The 18201-nt window shown below is 59.4% G+C and carries 13 protein-coding genes; 10 read left to right on the top strand and 3 right to left on the bottom strand.

Translation table 11 applies throughout. The features are described from left to right. Window positions 1-323: 323 nt before the first annotated feature. From fadB to F8N85_RS17265, 6 genes are all read left to right on the top strand, one after another. Window positions 324-2471, top strand: coding sequence for a fatty acid oxidation complex subunit alpha FadB (fadB, locus tag F8N85_RS17290; RefSeq protein WP_150804769.1), 2148 nt, complete (start codon window positions 324-326; stop codon window positions 2469-2471). Window positions 2472-2503: 32 nt separating this feature from the next. Then, window positions 2504-3679 (top strand): acetyl-CoA C-acyltransferase FadA, encoded by a 1176-nt coding sequence (fadA, locus tag F8N85_RS17285; protein WP_150804768.1) that lies wholly within the window; start codon window positions 2504-2506, stop codon window positions 3677-3679. Between the two features lie 109 nt (window positions 3680-3788). Continuing rightward, window positions 3789-4025 carry a DUF1653 domain-containing protein gene (locus F8N85_RS17280; protein WP_150804767.1) on the top strand — a complete coding sequence of 79 codons (237 nt, stop codon included), beginning with the start codon at window positions 3789-3791 and terminating at the stop codon, window positions 4023-4025. 114 nt (window positions 4026-4139) lie between these two features. Continuing rightward, window positions 4140-6752, top strand: coding sequence for a type I DNA topoisomerase (topA, locus tag F8N85_RS17275; protein ID WP_150804766.1), 2613 nt, complete (start codon window positions 4140-4142; stop codon window positions 6750-6752). A 219-nt stretch (window positions 6753-6971) separates the two neighbouring features. After that, window positions 6972-7493: a DUF6586 family protein gene (locus tag F8N85_RS17270; RefSeq protein ID WP_150804765.1), complete on the top strand. Its 522-nt coding sequence runs from the start codon at window positions 6972-6974 to the stop codon at window positions 7491-7493. A 205-nt stretch (window positions 7494-7698) separates the two neighbouring features. Then, entirely contained in the window at window positions 7699-7932 is a 234-nt protein-coding gene (locus tag F8N85_RS17265) for a hypothetical protein (RefSeq protein WP_150804764.1), read from the top strand. Between the two features lie 99 nt (window positions 7933-8031). Here the strand turns inward: F8N85_RS17265 and sulA are convergent, their stop codons facing one another. Together sulA and lexA are read right to left on the bottom strand one after the other, a co-directional pair. Further along, window positions 8032-8502: an SOS-induced cell division inhibitor SulA gene (sulA, locus tag F8N85_RS17260; RefSeq protein ID WP_150804763.1), complete on the bottom strand. Its 471-nt coding sequence runs from the start codon at window positions 8500-8502 to the stop codon at window positions 8032-8034. 10 nt (window positions 8503-8512) lie between these two features. After that, window positions 8513-9121 (bottom strand): transcriptional repressor LexA, encoded by a 609-nt coding sequence (gene lexA / locus F8N85_RS17255; RefSeq protein WP_150804762.1) that lies wholly within the window; start codon window positions 9119-9121, stop codon window positions 8513-8515. A 252-nt stretch (window positions 9122-9373) separates the two neighbouring features. Between lexA and F8N85_RS17250 the strand changes: the two genes are divergently transcribed. The 4 genes from F8N85_RS17250 (at window position 9374) to F8N85_RS17235 (ending at window position 15424) form a co-directional block, all read left to right on the top strand. Then, window positions 9374-10081, top strand: coding sequence for a TetR/AcrR family transcriptional regulator (locus F8N85_RS17250; RefSeq protein WP_150804761.1), 708 nt, complete (start codon window positions 9374-9376; stop codon window positions 10079-10081). Window positions 10082-10283: 202 nt separating this feature from the next. Further along, window positions 10284-11282 (top strand): beta-N-acetylhexosaminidase, encoded by a 999-nt coding sequence (gene nagZ / locus F8N85_RS17245; protein ID WP_191636201.1) that lies wholly within the window; start codon window positions 10284-10286, stop codon window positions 11280-11282. A 12-nt stretch (window positions 11283-11294) separates the two neighbouring features. Beyond that, window positions 11295-12038 carry an S-methyl-5'-thioinosine phosphorylase gene (locus tag F8N85_RS17240; RefSeq protein ID WP_150804759.1) on the top strand — a complete coding sequence of 248 codons (744 nt, stop codon included), beginning with the start codon at window positions 11295-11297 and terminating at the stop codon, window positions 12036-12038. Between the two features lie 77 nt (window positions 12039-12115). Further along, the gene (locus F8N85_RS17235; protein ID WP_150804758.1) at window positions 12116-15424 is read left to right on the top strand and encodes a DEAD/DEAH box helicase; all 3309 of its coding nucleotides are present in this window, start codon (window positions 12116-12118) and stop codon (window positions 15422-15424) included. A 77-nt stretch (window positions 15425-15501) separates the two neighbouring features. Here F8N85_RS17235 and F8N85_RS17230 read toward each other — a convergent pair whose 3' ends face one another. Then, complete coding sequence (locus tag F8N85_RS17230) at window positions 15502-18192, bottom strand: DEAD/DEAH box helicase (protein WP_150804757.1); 2691 nt, start codon at window positions 18190-18192, stop codon at window positions 15502-15504. Window positions 18193-18201: the final 9 nt, after the last annotated feature.

The following is an 18201-nucleotide window of genomic DNA, read 5'->3' as shown; positions in this document are numbered from 1 at the left end:
TCTAATTATTGACTTTATGAATGCTCAAACATGCCCTGGCGTGTTGATGGTCTTCCCGGCGCTGAAGTGACCGCAAGGTCTCGTTTCAACCAGTATTTTGGGCGATTGACAATTGTCTGAAATTCCGTGAAGGTGGCGTACCCGAATCAAACGGGCGTATGAATTGAGCGTTTGTATTACAGATCGCTCCTACAGAATCCCGACTATCGCGTTGGCGGGTGTGCCTGGCGGATTGGCGTAGCATCGACGGTAACGTCATTGCCCTGCCAGAAGTTAGCCGTCCGACGTGTACTGTTCAGCTTCCATATCGTGGAGATCAGTTGATGATTTACGAAGGTAAAGCCATCACGGTTAAGGCTCTTGAAAGTGGCATTGTCGAATTGAAATTCGACCTCAAGGGCGAGTCCGTCAACAAGTTCAACCGTCTAACCCTGAACGAATTGCGTCAGGCTGTAGACGCCATCAAGGCAGATGCTTCGATCAAGGGTGTGATCGTCAGCAGTGGCAAGGACGTGTTCATCGTCGGTGCCGACATCACCGAATTTGTCGAGAGCTTCAAGCTGCCTGATGCAGAGCTTGTTGCAGGGAACCTCGAAGCCAACAAAATTTTCAGCGATTTCGAAGACTTGAATGTTCCGACCGTAGCCGCGATCAACGGCATCGCTCTGGGCGGCGGTCTGGAAATGTGCCTGGCGGCGGACTATCGCGTCATGGCCACTACCGCCAAAATCGGCCTGCCGGAAGTCAAGCTGGGCATCTACCCGGGCTTCGGCGGTACCGTGCGCCTGCCACGGATCATAGGTGCCGATAACGCTATCGAGTGGATTGCCTCCGGCAAGGAAAACCGTGCCGAAGACGCACTGAAAGTGAGTGCAGTCGACGCCGTAGTCGCCCCTGAGAAGTTGCAGGAAGCGGCTCTGAACCTGGTCAAAGGCGCCATCTCTGGCGAGTTCGACTACAAGGCCAAGCGTCAGCCAAAGCTGGAAAAGCTCAAGCTCAACGCCATCGAACAAATGATGTCGTTCGAAACCGCCAAGGGTTTCGTCGCCGGTCAAGCGGGCCCGAACTACCCGGCGCCGGTCGAAGCGATCAAGACTATCCAGAAAGCTGCGAACTTCGGTCGTGACAAGGCGCTGGAAGTCGAAGCTGCCGGTTTCGTCAAGCTGGCCAAGACTTCTGCCGCGCAGAGCTTGATCGGTCTGTTCCTGAACGATCAGGAGCTGAAGAAAAAGGCCAAGGCCTACGACGAAATCGCCAAAGACGTGAAGCAGGCTGCCGTACTCGGCGCCGGCATCATGGGGGGCGGTATCGCTTATCAGTCGGCGTCCAAAGGCACGCCGATCCTGATGAAAGACATCAACGAGCACGGTATCGAGCAGGGTCTGGCGGAAGCCGCGAAGCTGCTGGTGGGTCGCGTCGATAAAGGTCGCATGACCCCGGCGAAAATGGCTGAAGTGCTCAACGGCATTCGTCCGACCCTGTCCTACGGTGATTTCGGCCACGTCGACCTGGTGGTCGAAGCGGTCGTCGAGAACCCGAAAGTCAAGCAGGCGGTTCTGGCTGAAGTCGAAGATCATGTCAAAGCGGACACCATCCTCGCTTCGAATACCTCGACCATTTCCATCACCTTGCTGGCCAAAAACCTCAAGCGTCCGGAAAATTTCGTCGGCATGCACTTCTTCAACCCGGTGCACATGATGCCGCTGGTGGAAGTGATCCGTGGCGAAAAGTCCAGCGAGCTGGCCGTTGCCACCACCGTTGCCTATGCCAAGAAAATGGGCAAGAACCCGATCGTCGTCAACGACTGCCCGGGCTTTTTGGTCAACCGTGTGCTGTTCCCGTACTTCGGCGGTTTCGCCAAGCTGGTCAGCGCCGGTGTGGACTTCGTCCGTATCGACAAGGTCATGGAAAAATTCGGCTGGCCAATGGGCCCGGCGTACCTGATGGACGTGGTCGGCATCGACACCGGTCACCACGGTCGTGACGTCATGGCTGAAGGCTTCCCGGACCGCATGAAAGACGATCGCCGTTCGGCTATCGATGTGCTCTACGAAGCCAAGCGCCTGGGCCAGAAGAACGGCAAGGGTTTCTACGCTTATGAGACCGACAAGAAGGGCAAGCAGAAGAAAGTCGCCGATCCGTCGGTGCTGGAAGTGCTCAAGCCGATCGTATACGAGCAGCGCGAAGTCACTGACGAAGACATCATCAACTGGATGATGATCCCGCTGTGCCTGGAAACCGTGCGTTGCCTGGAAGACGGCATTGTCGAAACCGCCGCCGAAGCCGACATGGGTCTGGTCTACGGTATTGGTTTCCCTCCATTCCGTGGCGGTGCGCTGCGCTACATCGATTCGCTCGGTGTTGCAGAGTTCGTTGCCCTGGCTGACCAGTACGCTGATTTGGGCGCGCTGTACCACCCGACCGCGAAGCTGCGTGAAATGGCCAAAACCGGCCAACGGTTCTTCGGTTAAGCGTCCAAACACTTGAGCGAGAGTGAAATTTTATGAGCTTGAATCCAAGAGACGTCGTGATTGTCGACTTCGGTCGTACTCCGATGGGCCGCTCCAAGGGCGGCATGCACCGCAACACCCGCGCCGAAGATATGTCGGCGCACCTGATCAGCAAATTGCTGGAACGTAACGTCAAGGTCGATCCGGCCGAAGTCGAAGACGTGATCTGGGGCTGCGTCAACCAGACCCTGGAGCAGGGCTGGAACATCGCCCGCATGGCGTCCCTGATGACGCAGATCCCGCACACCGCTGCCGGCCAGACCGTCAGCCGCCTGTGTGGCTCGTCGATGAGTGCTTTGCACACTGCCGCGCAAGCGATCATGACCGGCAACGGTGACGTGTTCGTCGTCGGCGGCGTCGAGCATATGGGCCACGTGAGCATGATGCACGGTGTCGATCCGAACCCGCACATGTCGCTGTACGCGGCGAAAGCCTCGGGCATGATGGGTCTGACCGCGGAAATGCTCGGCAAGATGCACGGCATCAGCCGTGAAGCGCAGGATGCCTTTGGCGTGCGTTCCCACCAGCTCGCTCACAAGGCGACGCTGGAAGGCAAGTTCAAGGACGAAATCATCCCGATGCAGGGTTACGACGAGAACGGTTTCCTGAAATTGTTCGACTTCGACGAAACCATCCGTCCGGAAACTACCCTGGAAAGTCTCGCGGCCTTGAAGCCTGCGTTCAATCCAAAGGGTGGCACCGTAACGGCGGGGACTTCCTCGCAGATCACCGACGGTGCTTCGTGCATGATCGTGATGTCGGCGCAGCGTGCACAGGACCTGGGCATCCAGCCGCTGGCGGTTATCCGCTCGATGGCAGTGGCCGGTGTAGACCCGGCAATCATGGGCTATGGTCCAGTACCGGCGACACAGAAAGCACTGAAGCGCGCCGGTCTGGGTATTGCTGATATCGACTTCTTCGAGCTCAACGAAGCTTTCGCCGCACAGGCCCTGCCAGTGCTGAAAGATTTGAAAGTGCTCGACAAGATGAACGAGAAGGTTAACCTGCACGGCGGCGCAATCGCTCTGGGCCATCCATTTGGTTGTTCCGGTGCGCGTATTTCCGGCACCTTGCTCAATGTGATGAAGCAAAATGGCGGCACCTTTGGGGTAGCTACCATGTGCATTGGCCTCGGCCAGGGCATTGCCACCGTCTTCGAACGCGTTTAAACGTTTCGTTGATGGAAGCCGGGGCCATGTGCCCCGGTTTTTGTTTTTGCGGATTTTTTTACGATTTTATTTTCAAGCGATTTTTAACGGATTTGTAGAGGGCCAGCACATGAAAGTCGAACCCGGGCTCTATCAGCATTACAAGGGGCCGCAGTACCGCGTTTTCAGTGTCGCGCGGCATTCCGAAACCGAAGAAGAAGTGGTGTTCTACCAAGCACTGTATGGCGATTACGGCTTTTGGGTGCGTCCCTTGAGCATGTTCCTGGAGTCGGTCGAAGTTGACGGCGAACAGGTGCCACGCTTTGCTTTGGTGCAAGCCGAACCGAGCCTTTTTTCGAAGCCATAAGTTGAGTGCGCGCAAAACCCTGCGCTTGACCTCACCTTGTTGCCACTATATATAGCGGTGCCGCGTCAGGCGCCAACCGCCTTTCACTTCTAGAATTCAGGAATTTTCTGATCCATGGGCAAATCGCTGGTCATTGTGGAATCCCCGGCTAAGGCCAAGACCATCAACAAGTATCTGGGCAACCAATACGTGGTGAAGTCGAGTATCGGCCATATCCGAGACCTGCCCACCAGCGGTTCGGCTAGCGCCAGCAAAGAGCCTGCCGCCAAGCGTGGCAAGGCCGCCGCGGGTGAAGGTCCGGTGCTCACGCCGAAAGAGAAAGCGCGCAAGCAGCTGGTCTCGCGTATGGGTGTCGATCCCGATCATGGCTGGAAAGCCAAGTACGAGATCCTCCCGGGCAAGGAAAAGGTCATCGAAGAGCTGCGCCGGCTCGCCAAGGATGCTGACACCATCTATCTCGCAACCGACTTGGATCGCGAGGGGGAAGCCATTGCCTGGCACCTGCGCGAAGCCATCGGTGGTGACGACAGCCGCTACAAGCGCGTGGTGTTCAACGAAATCACCAAGAAGGCGATTCAGGAAGCCTTCTCCAAGCCAGGCGAGCTGGACATCGATCGGGTCAATGCGCAACAGGCCCGCCGTTTCCTCGATCGCGTGGTCGGTTACATGGTCTCGCCGCTGCTGTGGTCCAAAATCGCCCGTGGCCTGTCCGCCGGCCGCGTGCAATCGGTTGCCGTGAAGCTGGTGGTCGAGCGTGAGCGCGAGATCCGTGCGTTCAACCCGGAAGAGTACTGGGAAGTGCATGCCGACCTCGGTACCGCCAAGGGCGCCAATGTGCGTTTTGAAGTGGCCCGTGAAAACGGCGAGGCGTTCAAGCCGCTCAACGAAACCCACGCCATGGCGGCACTGGAAAAGCTCAAGGCTTCCAGTTACACCATTGCCAAGCGTGAAGACAAACCGACCAGCAGCAAGCCGTCGGCTCCGTTCATCACTTCCACCCTGCAACAGGCCGGTAGCAACCGCCTGGGCTTCGGGGTGAAGAAAACCATGATGATGGCTCAGCGTTTGTACGAAGCGGGCTACATCACTTATATGCGTACCGACTCGACCAATCTCTCGGCCGATGCCGTGGAAATGGCGCGTACCTATATTGAAGGCGAATTCGGCAGCAAATACCTGCCGGCCGCGCCGAACGTCTACAGCAGCAAGGAAGGCGCGCAAGAGGCTCACGAAGCGATTCGTCCTTCTGACGTGAATACCGACCCAAGCAAGCTGGTGGGCATGGAACGTGACGCTGAGCGGCTCTACGAGCTGATCTGGCGCCAGTTCGTCGCTTGCCAGATGCTGCCGGCGCAATACTTGTCGACCACTGTCACCGTCGCCGCCGGGACCTTCGAGCTGCGTGCCAAGGGCCGCATCCTCAAGTTCGACGGCTACACCCGCGTCATGCCGCAAATGACCAAGCCTGGCGACGACGATGTGTTGCCGGACATGGCTCAGGGCGACGCGATGAAGCTGATCAAGCTCGACCCGAGCCAGCACTTCACCAAACCGCCTGCACGTTACTCCGAAGCGAGCCTGGTCAAGGAAATGGAAAAACGCGGTATCGGTCGTCCTTCGACCTATGCAGCGATCATTTCGACCATTCAGGATCGTGGTTACGTCGCGCTGCACAACCGTCGTTTCTATTCGGAAAAGATGGGCGATATCGTGACCGAGCGCTTGTCCGAGAGCTTCTCCAACCTGATGGACTACGGCTTCACCGCCGGCATGGAAGAGAACCTCGATGACGTCGCCCAGGGCGAACGCGACTGGAAAAACGTGCTCGACGAGTTCTACGACGACTTCAAGAAGAAACTCGAAGTGGCTGAGGGCGCCGAGCACGGCATGCGTGCCAACGAACCGGTGATGACCGACATTCCGTGCGTCCAGTGCGGCCGGCCGATGCAGATTCGTACGGCCTCCACCGGCGTGTTCCTCGGCTGCTCGGGTTACAGCCTGCCGCCGAAAGAGCGTTGCAAGGCCACCGTCAACCTGGTGCCGGGCGATGAAATTGCTGCGGACGACGAGGGTGAGTCGGAGTCGCTGGTACTGCGTGGCAAGCATCGTTGCCCGATCTGCAGCACGGCGATGGACGCCTACCTGCTCGACGAGAAACGCAAACTGCACATCTGCGGTAACAACCCGGATTGCGTCGGTTTCGAAGTCGAAGAGGGCACCTACCGGATCAAGGGCTACGAAGGTCCGAGCCTGGAATGCGACAAGTGCGGCAGCGAGATGCAGCTCAAGACTGGCCGTTTCGGCAAGTTCTTCGGTTGCACCAATGCAGAGTGCAAGAACACCCGCAAACTGCTGAAAAGCGGTGACGCGGCGCCGCCGAAGATGGATCCGGTGAAGATGCCGGAACTCAAGTGCGAGAAGGTCAACGACACCTACATCCTGCGTGACGGTGCTTCCGGACTGTTCCTGGCCGCCAGCCAGTTCCCGAAAAACCGCGAGACCCGTGCGCCGCTAGTGATGGAGATCGTGCCGCACAAGGATGAGATCGATCCGAAGTATCACTTCCTGTGTGAAGCACCGAAGAAAGATCCGGACGGCCGTCCCGCGGTCATCCGCTACAGCCGCAAGACCAAGGAGCAGTACGTCCAGACCGAAGTCGAAGGCAAGCCTACCGGCTGGCGCGCGTTCTACGACGGCGGCAAGTGGACGGTCGAAGACAAGCGCTGATCGCAGAGGTCGCGCGCGAACCTGTGGCGAGGGGGCAAGCCCCCTCGCCACAAATGTCACCAGGCTGAAGAACCGCGTTCACTGATAGGCCACAAAGGCCGCGTGAAAACCCTCGGGTTGTCACGCGGCCTTTTGCTTTTTGCGCTTGCAGTTGGCCGCAGTGACCACGACACTGTCCGGCCAGCATGCAGCTTTTTATTCGTAGTGGAGACTGCCGTCATGGCCCACGAGCTCTATACCCGTACCAACCAGAAAATTTACTTCGCCGGTCTGGCGCTCGAGGCGTTGGCCAAGGCTGAAGAGGGGCGGGCGATCAACGCTCAGGCGCTGGTTCAGGCAGGGCGTGAAGCGGTGTTGTTTCATCTGTACGGTGCGGTGCTTGGGCTGTGCCATGAAATCGCTGGTTATTACCGTTTGCCCCAGGCTAATGCGCCACGGGCAGAAATGCTGCTGACTCGCGAAGTGCTCGAGACCCTGGCAATCCCCGAGTTGGCCGAGCTGGTGGAGCTGGCGCAGAACCGTGAAACCTGGCTGGCAAAGCTGCTGGCGGCCCATGCTGCGCTGTTTCAGCCACCACGAGCACCGCATAAACCCAAGGGCGATGTCACTCAGCCGTTGATCGTTGCGGTCAATCTCGATGAGGAAGTGGAGCCAGAGTTGAGTCGCGAGGAGCTGGAAAGCTGGCGGCAGAACCTGAAAGGGCTGGCCATTCGGTTTCGCGACGGGCTTAACGAGAGTTGAGAGGTTGTTTCGGTTGTAGCAGCTGCCGAGCCTGCGAGGCTGCGTTCGGTTCGGGCCGCGATCGGACGCAGCAGTCGTAAAATCGGACTCTGCGGTATTCCAGAAAAACCGTTGAAGCAGGATTTACGACTGCTTCGCAGCCGAACGCAGCCTCGCAGGCTCGACAGCTGCTACAATACCCGCCTTTCGTGGAGATCAGACTTTTATGCCAGCGTCCTTTCTAGAAATTGTTGAGTTGCCTGACGGCCGTATCGAGCTGCGCAGGGCTGAGGACGAGGGTTCTCTGGTGACTTTGGACTTTTCCAAAGATGCCAAAGCGTTTCTGCAAGGTCAGCACGTGGAAGTGGCCAAGGCCATGTTGAGCGTAGGCGTGCAGATGGCTGGACGTCTGGTTGAAGGCGAATTTGAGAAAGACGAAGGGTCACGGGTGCTTCACTGAGTCCGTTTGTCGGTTTCCCTGTGTAGTTCGTCGCCGCAAATCGGCTTCTCTGTTCTCGAGAAGCCCCGCGTTATCCAGCTGTCGTTGTAGCCTTTACGATCAGCCCAAACGAATATTCAGACTTTGTGCGTCCCCTGTACGGGCGGCGCTGATCAACTGTTGCCGCGCGCTGGAGTTCAGCGGGTTGAGCCAGCTGACCACGGTGTGGCTACGCCCCAGGCGCAGCGCCTCGCAGGTCAGTTGCTGAGCGCTTTGCGCGCCTCGGGGTTGCAGCAGCAGAATCCGCTCGCGGTTCAACCCTGCATCCCGCAACCAGGTCTGGGTCAGGCTAGAGGGTGGGGCGATCAGCGTCAGCCAGCGCGCGTCCTGGTCCTGACTCAGCTCTCTGAGAATCGGTGCCAACAGGCTCAGGCAGTTCCCGGCCGCACCGCGTAGCGACAGTTCACTGAACGCTTCGGGCGCGGTGCCCCATGGCGACTCGACCACATCCTTGAGGATCGGCGCGAGTGGCTGGGCCATGAAGACCTCGAACAGTGACAGTTGTGCTTGCTGTGGGTGTGGGAACTGCATAAAGCCTCCTTTAGCGGCGAATGACGCCGACACTCAAGCCTTCGATCACCAGATCCTGATCTTTCAGGTTCACTTCGATGGGGGCGAACTCGGGATTTTCGGCCATCAGCCAGACTTTGCTGCCTTCACGCTTGAAGCGCTTGACGGTGACTTCGTCGCCAATCCGTGCGACCACGATCTGGCCGTTGCGGGCTTCGCGTGTGGTATGCACGGCGAGCAGGTCGCCGTCGAAAATACCAATGTCCTTCATGCTCATGCCATGTACGCGCAGCAGGTAGTCGGCGCGCGGATGGAAGAAGGTCGGATTGATGTTGCAGGACTCTTCGATGTGCTGCTGGGCGAGAATCGGTGCACCGGCAGCCACCCGGCCAATGATCGGCAGGCTGGATTCGTCGGTCTTGGCTTCAAAGCCGGGAATGCGAATCCCGCGGGAAGCGCCGGGGGTCATCTCGATCGCGCCCTTGCGGGCCAGCGCCTTGAGGTGTTCTTCAGCGGCGTTGGGGGATTTGAAACCCAGTTCCTGAGCGATTTCCGCACGTGTAGGCGGGTAGCCATTGTCGTCGAGGCAGCGTTTGATGAAAGCCAGAATCTCAGCTTGGCGTGGCGTCAGTTTTAGCATGTCGATCGCTCTGTCTTTTTATACAGTGACTGGGATTATATACAGTAGATGGCGCTTGGCAATCCTCCTTTTTATTCAGTCCGCTGGACGGTCGGGTCGCAATGGATCGACTATTGCGGCACAGGACTGACTACAGAGTCAGTCGGGTGTGATTAAATAGGTGACTGAGCGGCCGGAATACGGACAGTCAGACTTGACAATGCAAAGTCTGAAACGTATGTTTCAAACAAGTGTTTGTCAGGCGGAGTAGCCATGGCCCAGTCGGAAACCGTTGAACGTATTCTTGATGCTGCCGAGCAGTTGTTCGCGGAAAAAGGGTTTGCCGAAACCTCATTGCGGCTGATCACCAGCAAGGCCGGGGTCAACCTGGCGGCGGTGAACTATCATTTCGGCTCGAAAAAAGCCCTGATCCAGGCGGTGTTCTCACGGTTCCTCGGGCCTTTCTGTATCAGCCTCGATCGCGAGCTCGAGCGGCGCCAGGCCCGGCCGGACAACAAGCCAAGCCTCGAAGAGCTGTTGGAAATCCTCGTCGAACAGGCGCTGGTGGTGCAACCGCGCAGCGGCAACGACCTCTCTATCTTCATGCGTCTGCTCGGTCTGGCCTTCAGTCAGAGCCAGGGGCACTTGCGTCGTTATCTGGAAGACATGTACGGCAAGGTGTTCCGCCGCTACATGATGCTGGTCAACGATGCCGCGCCGCGCATTCCTCCGATCGAACTGTTCTGGCGTGTGCATTTCATGCTGGGGGCGGCGGCGTTCAGCATGTCGGGCATCAAGGCCTTGCGGGCGATCGCCGAGACTGATTTCGGGGTCAATACCTCGATCGAGCAGGTGATGCGCTTGATGGTGCCGTTTCTGGCCGCCGGCATGCGCGCCGAAACCGGCGTTACCGATGACAAGATGGCCAGCGCCCAACTACGGCCGCGCAGCAAGTCGAGCCCTTCGGTCGCCAAGGTTTAACCGCGCACGGGTGGGCGCGGCGGCTGACATCCGTTAAGCTAGCCGCCCATGCCGACAGCAGTTTTAGCTCCGCTCCCTATCCCCTTCGCCGACCCTGTTTTGCCGGGCATTGCCTGTGCCGATCCGGTCGCGCGCCTGCGCCTGGGCCATCGTTGATGTGCCGCGCGCTTGCCGTTATTAAGGATTTTCCATGACTTCTGGCCTGCAAGGCTCCTTGATGGTGGACGTCGCCGGTACCTGGCTGACGGCTGAAGATCGCCAGTTTTTGCGTCAGCCCGAAGTGGGCGGCCTGATCATTTTTGCGCGCAATATCGAGCACCCGCGGCAGGTGCGTGAGCTCAGCGCATCGATCCGCGCAGTACGCCCGGACCTGCTGCTGGCGGTGGACCAGGAGGGCGGTCGGGTGCAACGACTGCGCCAGGGTTTCGTGCGTTTGCCGGCGATGCGGGCGATTGCCGATAACCCGAATGCCGAGCTGCTGGCCGAGCAGTGTGGCTGGATCATGGCGACTGAAGTGCTGGCTGTCGGCCTGGACCTGAGTTTTGCCCCGGTGCTGGATCTGGACTATCAGCGCAGCGCGGTGGTCGGCAGTCGTTCCTTCGAAGGCGATCCGGAGCGTGCCGCGCTGTTGGCGGGGGCGTTCATTCGCGGCATGAACAGCGCCGGCATGGCCGCCACCGGCAAGCACTTCCCCGGCCATGGCTGGGCAGAGGCCGATTCCCATGTGGCGATCCCGACCGACGAGCGTAGCCTCGAAGAGATTCGCACCCATGACCTGGTGCCCTTTGCCCGCTTGAGCAAGCAACTGGCGGCGGTAATGCCGGCCCACGTCATCTACCCGCAGGTCGACTCCCAGCCTGCCGGGTTCTCGCGACGTTGGTTGCAGGACATCCTGCGCGGCGAACTGCAGTTCGACGGGGTGATTTTCAGCGACGACCTGTCGATGGCCGGCGCTCATGTGGTCGGCGATGCCGCCAGCCGAATCGAGGCGGCGCTGTCGGCCGGTTGCGACATGGGCCTGGTGTGTAACGATCGCGCGGCGGCCGAGCTGGCCTTGAGCGCCGCCCAGCGCCTGAAGGTCAAGCCGTCGGCGCGAATTGCGCGGATGCGCGGCCAGGCCTGCGCCAGTACCGAGTACCGCCAGGACCCACGCTGGCTGGCGGCCCTTGGTGCGCTCAAAGATGCCCAACTGATTGATTAAGGACTTTTTGCGATGACGGTTTACGCGATTATCGGTGGCACCGGTCTCACTCAGCTCGATGGCTTGAGCATTCGCCAGTCGTTGCAGCTGGATACGCCATACGGCGCACCTTCGGCGGACATCCAGATCGGTGAGTACGCCGGGCGTGAAGTGCTGTTTCTGGCGCGCCATGGCCATCCGCACCGGTTTCCACCGCATCAGGTGAATTACCGGGCCAATCTCTGGGCACTGAAGCAGGCCGGTGCCGAGGCGATTCTGGCGGTCAATGCGGTGGGCGGGATTCATGCGGCGATGGGCACCGGGCATTTCTGCGTGCCTCACCAATTGATCGACTACACCAGCGGTCGCGAGCACACCTACTTTGCCAATGACCTGGAGCAGGTCACCCACATCGACTTCAGCTACCCCTACAGCGAACCGCTGCGCGAGCAACTGATTGCCGCCCTGGCCGCCGAAGGCTGCGCCTACAGCAGTCAGGGCGTGTATGCCTGCACCCAGGGGCCGCGGCTGGAAACCGTGGCCGAGATCGCCCGACTGGAGCGCGACGGTTGCGATATCGTCGGCATGACCGGCATGCCGGAAGCCGCGTTGGCCCGCGAGCTGGACCTGGCTTATGCCTGCCTGGCGCTGGTGGTGAATCCGGCCGCGGGCAAGTCCAGCGCAGTCATCACCATGGCCGAAATCGAACAGGCATTGCATGATGGCATGGGCAAGGTCAAATCGACCTTGGCGCGGGTGTTGGCGGCGAATGTTTAGTCTGTGAGCTCCGGTGCGGGGCAGCCAATCTGTTGTGCAACTTCCGATTGAATTGATCCCCGATAAGCGCTGAATCCATGCCAACCCATCTCCAGCACATTTTCGAACTTCCATGGGCTGAAGAATTCAGCCAGTCCACCCTCGAACGCGGCCGCAAGTATGCCCAGGAGCGGCGAGTAGAGATTGTCAGGGTCGACGGGGATGGCGTTCTTGCAGCCTGCCGAGGTTCGGCCGGGAATGTCTACGAGCAGCACATTCTTATTAATGGCGATCCGGTGGGTGAATACCTGCTCGAATGCTACTGTTCGTGCCCGGTCGTGGTCGATTGCAAGCATTGCGCGGCGGTCATGTTTCACCTGCAAGAGACCTCTGTTCAAGCGCCGAACGCCTCTGCCGAGGCCCGGCTCAATCGTGAGCTTGAGCAATGGCTCCAGCAGATTGCCGATCAAGACCGCGAAGCCGATCCCGTCAAAGGCACGGGTACCCGACTCGTGTACAAGCTCGAGGTGAGCCGCAGCCTTGGCCAGTGGGTGCTGGAGGTGTACAGAGCGCGTCAGCTCAAGGACGGCGCGCTACGGGACATAAAACCGTTGTACTCAATGGCGGATACGCTGGCTCGCGAGCCGGGTTACCTGTCCGACCAGGATCTGCGAATCGCCAGGCTGATGGTGGCGGGTCGCTCCCACTCCTTCCTCAGTGGTTATCCCTTGCAAGGGCGCGGCGGGGCGGAAATTCTCGAGCTGGCACTGCAGACTTCACGGCTGTTTCTCGATTTTGAACAATCGCAGCCATTGTCGGTTGGCGCACAACGGCCAGCGGACTTTATCTGGGCTGAACAAGCCAACGGCAATTATCGTCCGCAATGGCTCAGTGCCGGGCAGGCGCTGGAGGCAGTATTGCCCCTGGAACCTTTGCATTATCTGGATCGGACCCGAGGTGAACTAGGTGTTGTACTGCACCCGCTGGACGATAAGTTAGCCAGTCATTTATCCCTTGCGCCGGAAATTCCGGCCCGTCAGGTGCTGCAGTTCAGTCACCGCCTGAGTGCTTTGAACAAGGCGGCGCTCGCTCCGAAAACACTGACCGAACGTCTGATCGATGATCTTGAGCCGCAGGCGTATCTCACCCTGGGCAGCCACGGTTTTACGGGCTATGTACATGAAACGCGGCGTATGCAGCAGCAATTCGAACACCGTGCGGCGTTGACGTTCAGCTATGACGGACACTTGGTGACGGACAAGAAATCCAAAGCGCTCATGGTGCTGTCCGGCACTGAAACTCTGCGCATTCAGCGCAAGCCCGCTGCCGAAAAAGCCTTGCTTCAAACCTTGCAGAAAACCGGCTTGAAAAAAGCCACGGGCAAAAGTCAGGCGTTGCCCGATAGCGCTGGCGAGATGTTTGGTTTGGCGGATGATCAGGCCTGGTTCGATTTCGTTCATACCGGCATACCGGCCCTGCGCGCGGCCAATTGGCACATCGAGATCGCCAAGGGATTTCAGTTTGATCTGCGCCCCGTGGAGGATTGGTACGCTGACATTGAAGAGTCGTCCGGGCGTGAATGGTTCGATCTCGAGCTGGGTATCGTGGTCAATGGCGAGCGTCACAGTTTGTTGCCGATCATCCTGCACCTGTTGCGCAGCAGCCCGCAGCTATTGAACCCGGATTACCTTGCGCAGCGCGCGGATGACGAGTACCTGCTGACCGATCTCCATGGCGGGCAATCCGCCGGCAAGCCCGGGGCAAAGATCGCGCTACCTTATGGCCGGATCAAGCCATTGATGGCTACCCTGGGCGAGTTGTATCTGGGTGAGCACAATGGCACTTCGTTGCGGTTGAGTGCGCCCGACGCAGCGCGGTTGAGTGAGCTGGAAGGTTTGCCGATGCTCTGGCAGGGCGGCGAGCGTTTGCGGGCTTTTGCCAAACGCCTGCGTGAGTCGACTCACATCCAGGTCCCGGCACCGGTGGGGCTTGATGCGACGCTACGGGAGTATCAGCTCGAAGGCCTGAACTGGATGCAGACCCTGCGCGAGCTGGAAGTCGGCGGGATCCTTGGCGACGACATGGGGCTGGGTAAAACCCTGCAAGCCCTGGCCCACCTGCTCTGCGAGAAACAGGCCGGTCGTCTCGCGAGCCCGGCTCTCGCGGTCATGCCCACCAGCCTCATTCCCAATTGGCTCGACGAAGCTGCGCGTTTTACGCCACAGCTCAAGGTGCTGGCGCTTCACGGGGCCAACCGTCAGAAAGACTTTACCGACCTGGCGCAGTACGACCTGATTTTGACCACTTATGCGCTGCTCCCACGAGACCTGGAGGTATTACAGCCTCAAACCTGGAGCCTGTTGATTCTCGACGAAGCTCAGAATATCAAGAATCCGCTGAGCAAAGCGGCTCAGGCGGCGCGACAGTTGGGCGCCAGGCAACGATTGTGTCTGTCGGGGACGCCTTTGGAAAATCACCTGGGTGAACTCTGGTCATTGTTCCATTTCCTGCTGCCGGGCTGGCTCGGTGACAGCAAGACCTTCAATCGCGAGTACCGCACGCCCATCGAGAAGCACGGTAATCGCGAGCGCATGCAGCACCTGACCGCGCGGATAAAACCGTTCCTGCTGCGCCGCAAAAAAGACCAGGTGGCCACCGAACTGCCGTCCAAGACCGAAATCGTGCATTGGGTCGATCTGAGCGATACGCAGCGGGATGTCTACGAAACCGTGCGCGTCGCCATGGACAAGAAAGTCCGTGACGAAATTACCCGCAATGGCGTTGGGCGTAGTCAGATCATCATCCTCGAGGCGTTGCTCAAGTTGCGCCAGGTCTGCTGCGATTTGCGCCTGGTGAAGACGGCCTCGACGGCCAAGGCAGCGCGTCCAGGCAGCGGCAAGCTGGGTAGCCTGATGGAAATGCTTGAGGAACTGCTCAGTGAAGGCCGACGGGTCCTGCTGTTCTCGCAATTCACCTCAATGCTTGCGCTGATTGAAGAGGAGTTGCAGCAGCGCAATCTCAGCTACTCGATCCTGACCGGTGAAACCCGGGATCGGCGTACACCGGTCAAAGACTTCCAGAGTGGCAAGACTCCGCTGTTCCTGATCAGCCTCAAGGCGGGTGGAACCGGCCTCAATCTGACTGCTGCCGATACGGTGATTCACTACGACCCGTGGTGGAACCCGGCGGTGGAAAACCAGGCGACTGATCGAGCCTACAGGATCGGCCAGGATAAACCGGTGTTCGTCTACAAACTCATCGCCCGCGGCACCGTCGAAGAGAAAATACAGGCGCTGCAACAAGAAAAGGCCGCCCTGGCCGCCGGGGTGCTGGAAGGCGGTATGAGTGGTGGCTGGAAGCTTGAACAGAGTGATATTGAAGCCCTGTTTGCGCCTTTGAAGGGGTGAGCCGGACACCCAGAGTTAGGCACGGAACCTGTGGGAGCGGGCTTGCTCGCGATAGCGATGTATCAAACACTGCTCTATCAGCGCTTTTCCAGCTTGTTCGGCAGCGGTGCAAATAACGCTTCGATATCGTCGCTCTGCAGCTTCCAGTCGCCGGTCTTGCGTCCGTCCAGCACGCCTGCCGCCAGGTCGGATTTTTCTTTCTGCAGGTGCTGGATTTTCTCTTCGACGGTGCCGCGGGCAATCATCTTATAGACGAATACCGGCTTCTCCTGACCGATGCGGTAGGCGCGGTCAGTGGCCTGGTTTTCGGTGGCCGGGTTCCACCACGGATCGTAGTGGATGACCGTGTCGGCCTCGGTCAGGTTCAGGCCCACGCCGCCGGCTTTCAGGCTGATCAGGAAGATCTGCAGCTTGCCGCTCTGGAACTCTTTGACCGGCGTGCGACGATCGCGGGTTTGCCCGGTCAACAAGGCATAAGCGACGCCACGGCGTTTCAATTCGACTTCGATCAGCGCGAGCATCGAGGTGAACTGGGAGAACAGCAGAATTCGGCGACCCTCTTCGAACAGCTCTTCGAGCATTTCCATCAGACTGTCGAGTTTGCCGGACGAACTGCCGCGGGCCGGTGGCGCATCGTTGACCAGGCGCAGATCACAGCAGACCTGACGCAGCTTGAGCAGCGCTTCGAGAATGATGATCTGGCTGCGGGCCACGCCTTTGCGGGTGATCTCGTCGCGGACTTTCTTGTCCATTGCCAGGCGCATGGTTTCATAGACGTCACGCTGCGCTTCGTTGAGTTCGACCCAGTGGATGATCTCGGTTTTCGGCGGCAGTTCGGTGGCGACCTGTTCTTTGGTCCGGCGCAGCAGAAAGGGTTTGATCCGGCCATTGAGGTGCTGCAGCCGCACTTCGCTGGCGCGCTTTTCGATCGGTACGCGGTAGTCGCGATTGAAGCTTTTCACGTCGCCCAGCCAGCCGGGCAACAGGAAGTGAAACAGCGACCAGAGCTCGCCCAGGTGGTTTTCCAGTGGCGTACCACTCAAGCACAGGCGTTGCCGGGCATTGAGCTCGCGCGCGGCATGGGCCGCCTTGCTGTTGGGGTTCTTGATGTATTGCGCTTCGTCGAGGACCAGCACGTGCAAGGGCAGGGCGGCGAGCCGCTCGACATCCTTGGGCAGCAGCGCATAGGTGGTCAGGATCAGGTCGTAATCGGTCAACTCGGCGAAATATTTTTTGCGCCCGGCACCGTACAACGCCAGCACCTTGAGTTGCGGGGTGAAGTGCGCCGCCTCATCCAGCCAATTGGGGATCAGGCTGGTCGGCATCACCACCATGCACGGCCGGTCCAGGCGGCCGGCATTCTTCTCGGTCAGCACATGAGCCAGGGTTTGCAGGGTCTTGCCCAGGCCCATGTCGTCGGCGAGGATCCCGCCGACTTCCAGTTGCCGCAGCGACTGCATCCAGCTCAAGCCTTCCAGCTGATAAGGCCGCAGCGTGGCGTTCAGCCCTTCGGGGGCGGTGGTTGTGAAGTCTTTGATATCCCGCAGGCGCTGGGCGAAGGTGCGGATCTGCTCGCCACCTTCCCAGAGCAGCGGCAAATCATCCAGCGGGTTGAGCCGCGTCGCATCGGCCTTGCTCAAGCGCAGGGTGGTGGTGCCGGGTTCTTGCAGATAGAACTCGCCGAGGGTCGCCAGCACCGGCTTCAAGCGGCCGAACGGCAAGGCAACCTGCAACGGGCCGTGATCGGAGCCGGGGCGGTGGGGAATGTTCACCAGGATCAGCTCATCGTCACGCCGCCTGGCGAGGCGTTCCGGGTTGAGCAGTTCGGTGTGCGAACGCATCAGGTTGAGCAGGATCGGCAGCAGGCTCAGGCGTTCGCCATTGACGATAATCCCCAGCTCAAGGTCGAACCAGTCGCGCTCGGGTGCCTCTTCGACGGTGGCGTACCAGTCGTCGACGGCTGTCAGATCGAAGCCGAAGTCTTCATCGATCTGCAATTCCCAACCTTGCTCGCGTAGCTTGGGCAGCTCATTGAGGGTGAAGGTCAGCCAGGCGCTGTCGTTAACCATCTCGAACAGTTCGCCGGCGCTTTCCGGGAGTGCCTTGCTTTGGCGGGTGGCGATCTTGAAACCGAGGATTCGCAGTTGTTCGCGGTAGGTATTTTCCACTTCGGGCTGGCGTTTGATCCGCAGGGTCTGCTTTTCCTGACGAATCAGGATGTCGGCATTCTTCTGTCCGCTGACGTATTCATCCAGGTAGCTGAAAGACAGGGCGGCGCGATGCTGGATGTAACGCTGCATTTTGCCGTTGCGCGGTTCGAAAGCGCTGAACTCGATGCTCGCCAGCCACAATCGCGGAACCGGCTGTACGTTGTCCACCACCACCTGTGGCAATACGACAGGGCTGCGGTTTTCGAGGACGGCCTGGAGTTTTTCCAGCAGTTCGGCATCTTTCGCGGCGGCCGGGTAGGCCAGGGTTTCCTGCACCTGCAGCAATACCGCTGCGCAGTGTTTGCAGTTAGTGCGGACCGGGCAGGTGCAGGTGGCATCGACCATCAGCAAGGTGCCTTTGGCCGACTCGCGCAAGCGAATGGTCTGACGGTAAACATTGCCCCCCGAGCCTTCGCAACTGGCGGTGATCGTACTGTCGCCGGCCTGGACGATTCTGACGCGGTTTTCCAGGGCGTAGCGGCGGCCGCGCTCCAGGCTTTGTTCCTTGAATCGACTGACCCAGGAGGGTCCCAGGGGTTTGGTCAGGGTCGGGGGCATGGGGACTTC

This window comes from Pseudomonas fluorescens (assembly GCF_902497875.1).
Lineage (GTDB): Bacteria > Pseudomonadota > Gammaproteobacteria > Pseudomonadales > Pseudomonadaceae > Aquipseudomonas > Aquipseudomonas fluorescens_BR.
Note: the sequence above shows the minus strand (reverse complement) of the source record. Positions and strands in the feature narration are given on the sequence as shown.

Bases quoted from the DNA above. Each gene is read 5' to 3' on its own strand.
- lexA (WP_150804762.1), bottom strand. From the start codon at position 9,121: ATGCTAAAACTGACGCCACGCCAAGCTGAGATTCTGGCTTTCATCAAA.
- fadA (WP_150804768.1), top strand. From the start codon at position 2,504: ATGAGCTTGAATCCAAGAGACGTCGTGATTGTCGACTTCGGTCGTACT.
- F8N85_RS17235 (WP_150804758.1), top strand. From the start codon at position 12,116: ATGCCAACCCATCTCCAGCACATTTTCGAACTTCCATGGGCTGAAGAA.
- F8N85_RS17265 (WP_150804764.1), top strand. From the start codon at position 7,699: ATGCCAGCGTCCTTTCTAGAAATTGTTGAGTTGCCTGACGGCCGTATC.
- F8N85_RS17280 (WP_150804767.1), top strand. From the start codon at position 3,789: ATGAAAGTCGAACCCGGGCTCTATCAGCATTACAAGGGGCCGCAGTAC.
- fadB (WP_150804769.1), top strand. From the start codon at position 324: ATGATTTACGAAGGTAAAGCCATCACGGTTAAGGCTCTTGAAAGTGGC.
- F8N85_RS17230 (WP_150804757.1), bottom strand. From the start codon at position 18,192: ATGCCCCCGACCCTGACCAAACCCCTGGGACCCTCCTGGGTCAGTCGA.
- F8N85_RS17270 (WP_150804765.1), top strand. From the start codon at position 6,972: ATGGCCCACGAGCTCTATACCCGTACCAACCAGAAAATTTACTTCGCC.
- topA (WP_150804766.1), top strand. From the start codon at position 4,140: ATGGGCAAATCGCTGGTCATTGTGGAATCCCCGGCTAAGGCCAAGACC.
- F8N85_RS17240 (WP_150804759.1), top strand. From the start codon at position 11,295: ATGACGGTTTACGCGATTATCGGTGGCACCGGTCTCACTCAGCTCGAT.
- F8N85_RS17250 (WP_150804761.1), top strand. From the start codon at position 9,374: ATGGCCCAGTCGGAAACCGTTGAACGTATTCTTGATGCTGCCGAGCAG.
- sulA (WP_150804763.1), bottom strand. From the start codon at position 8,502: ATGCAGTTCCCACACCCACAGCAAGCACAACTGTCACTGTTCGAGGTC.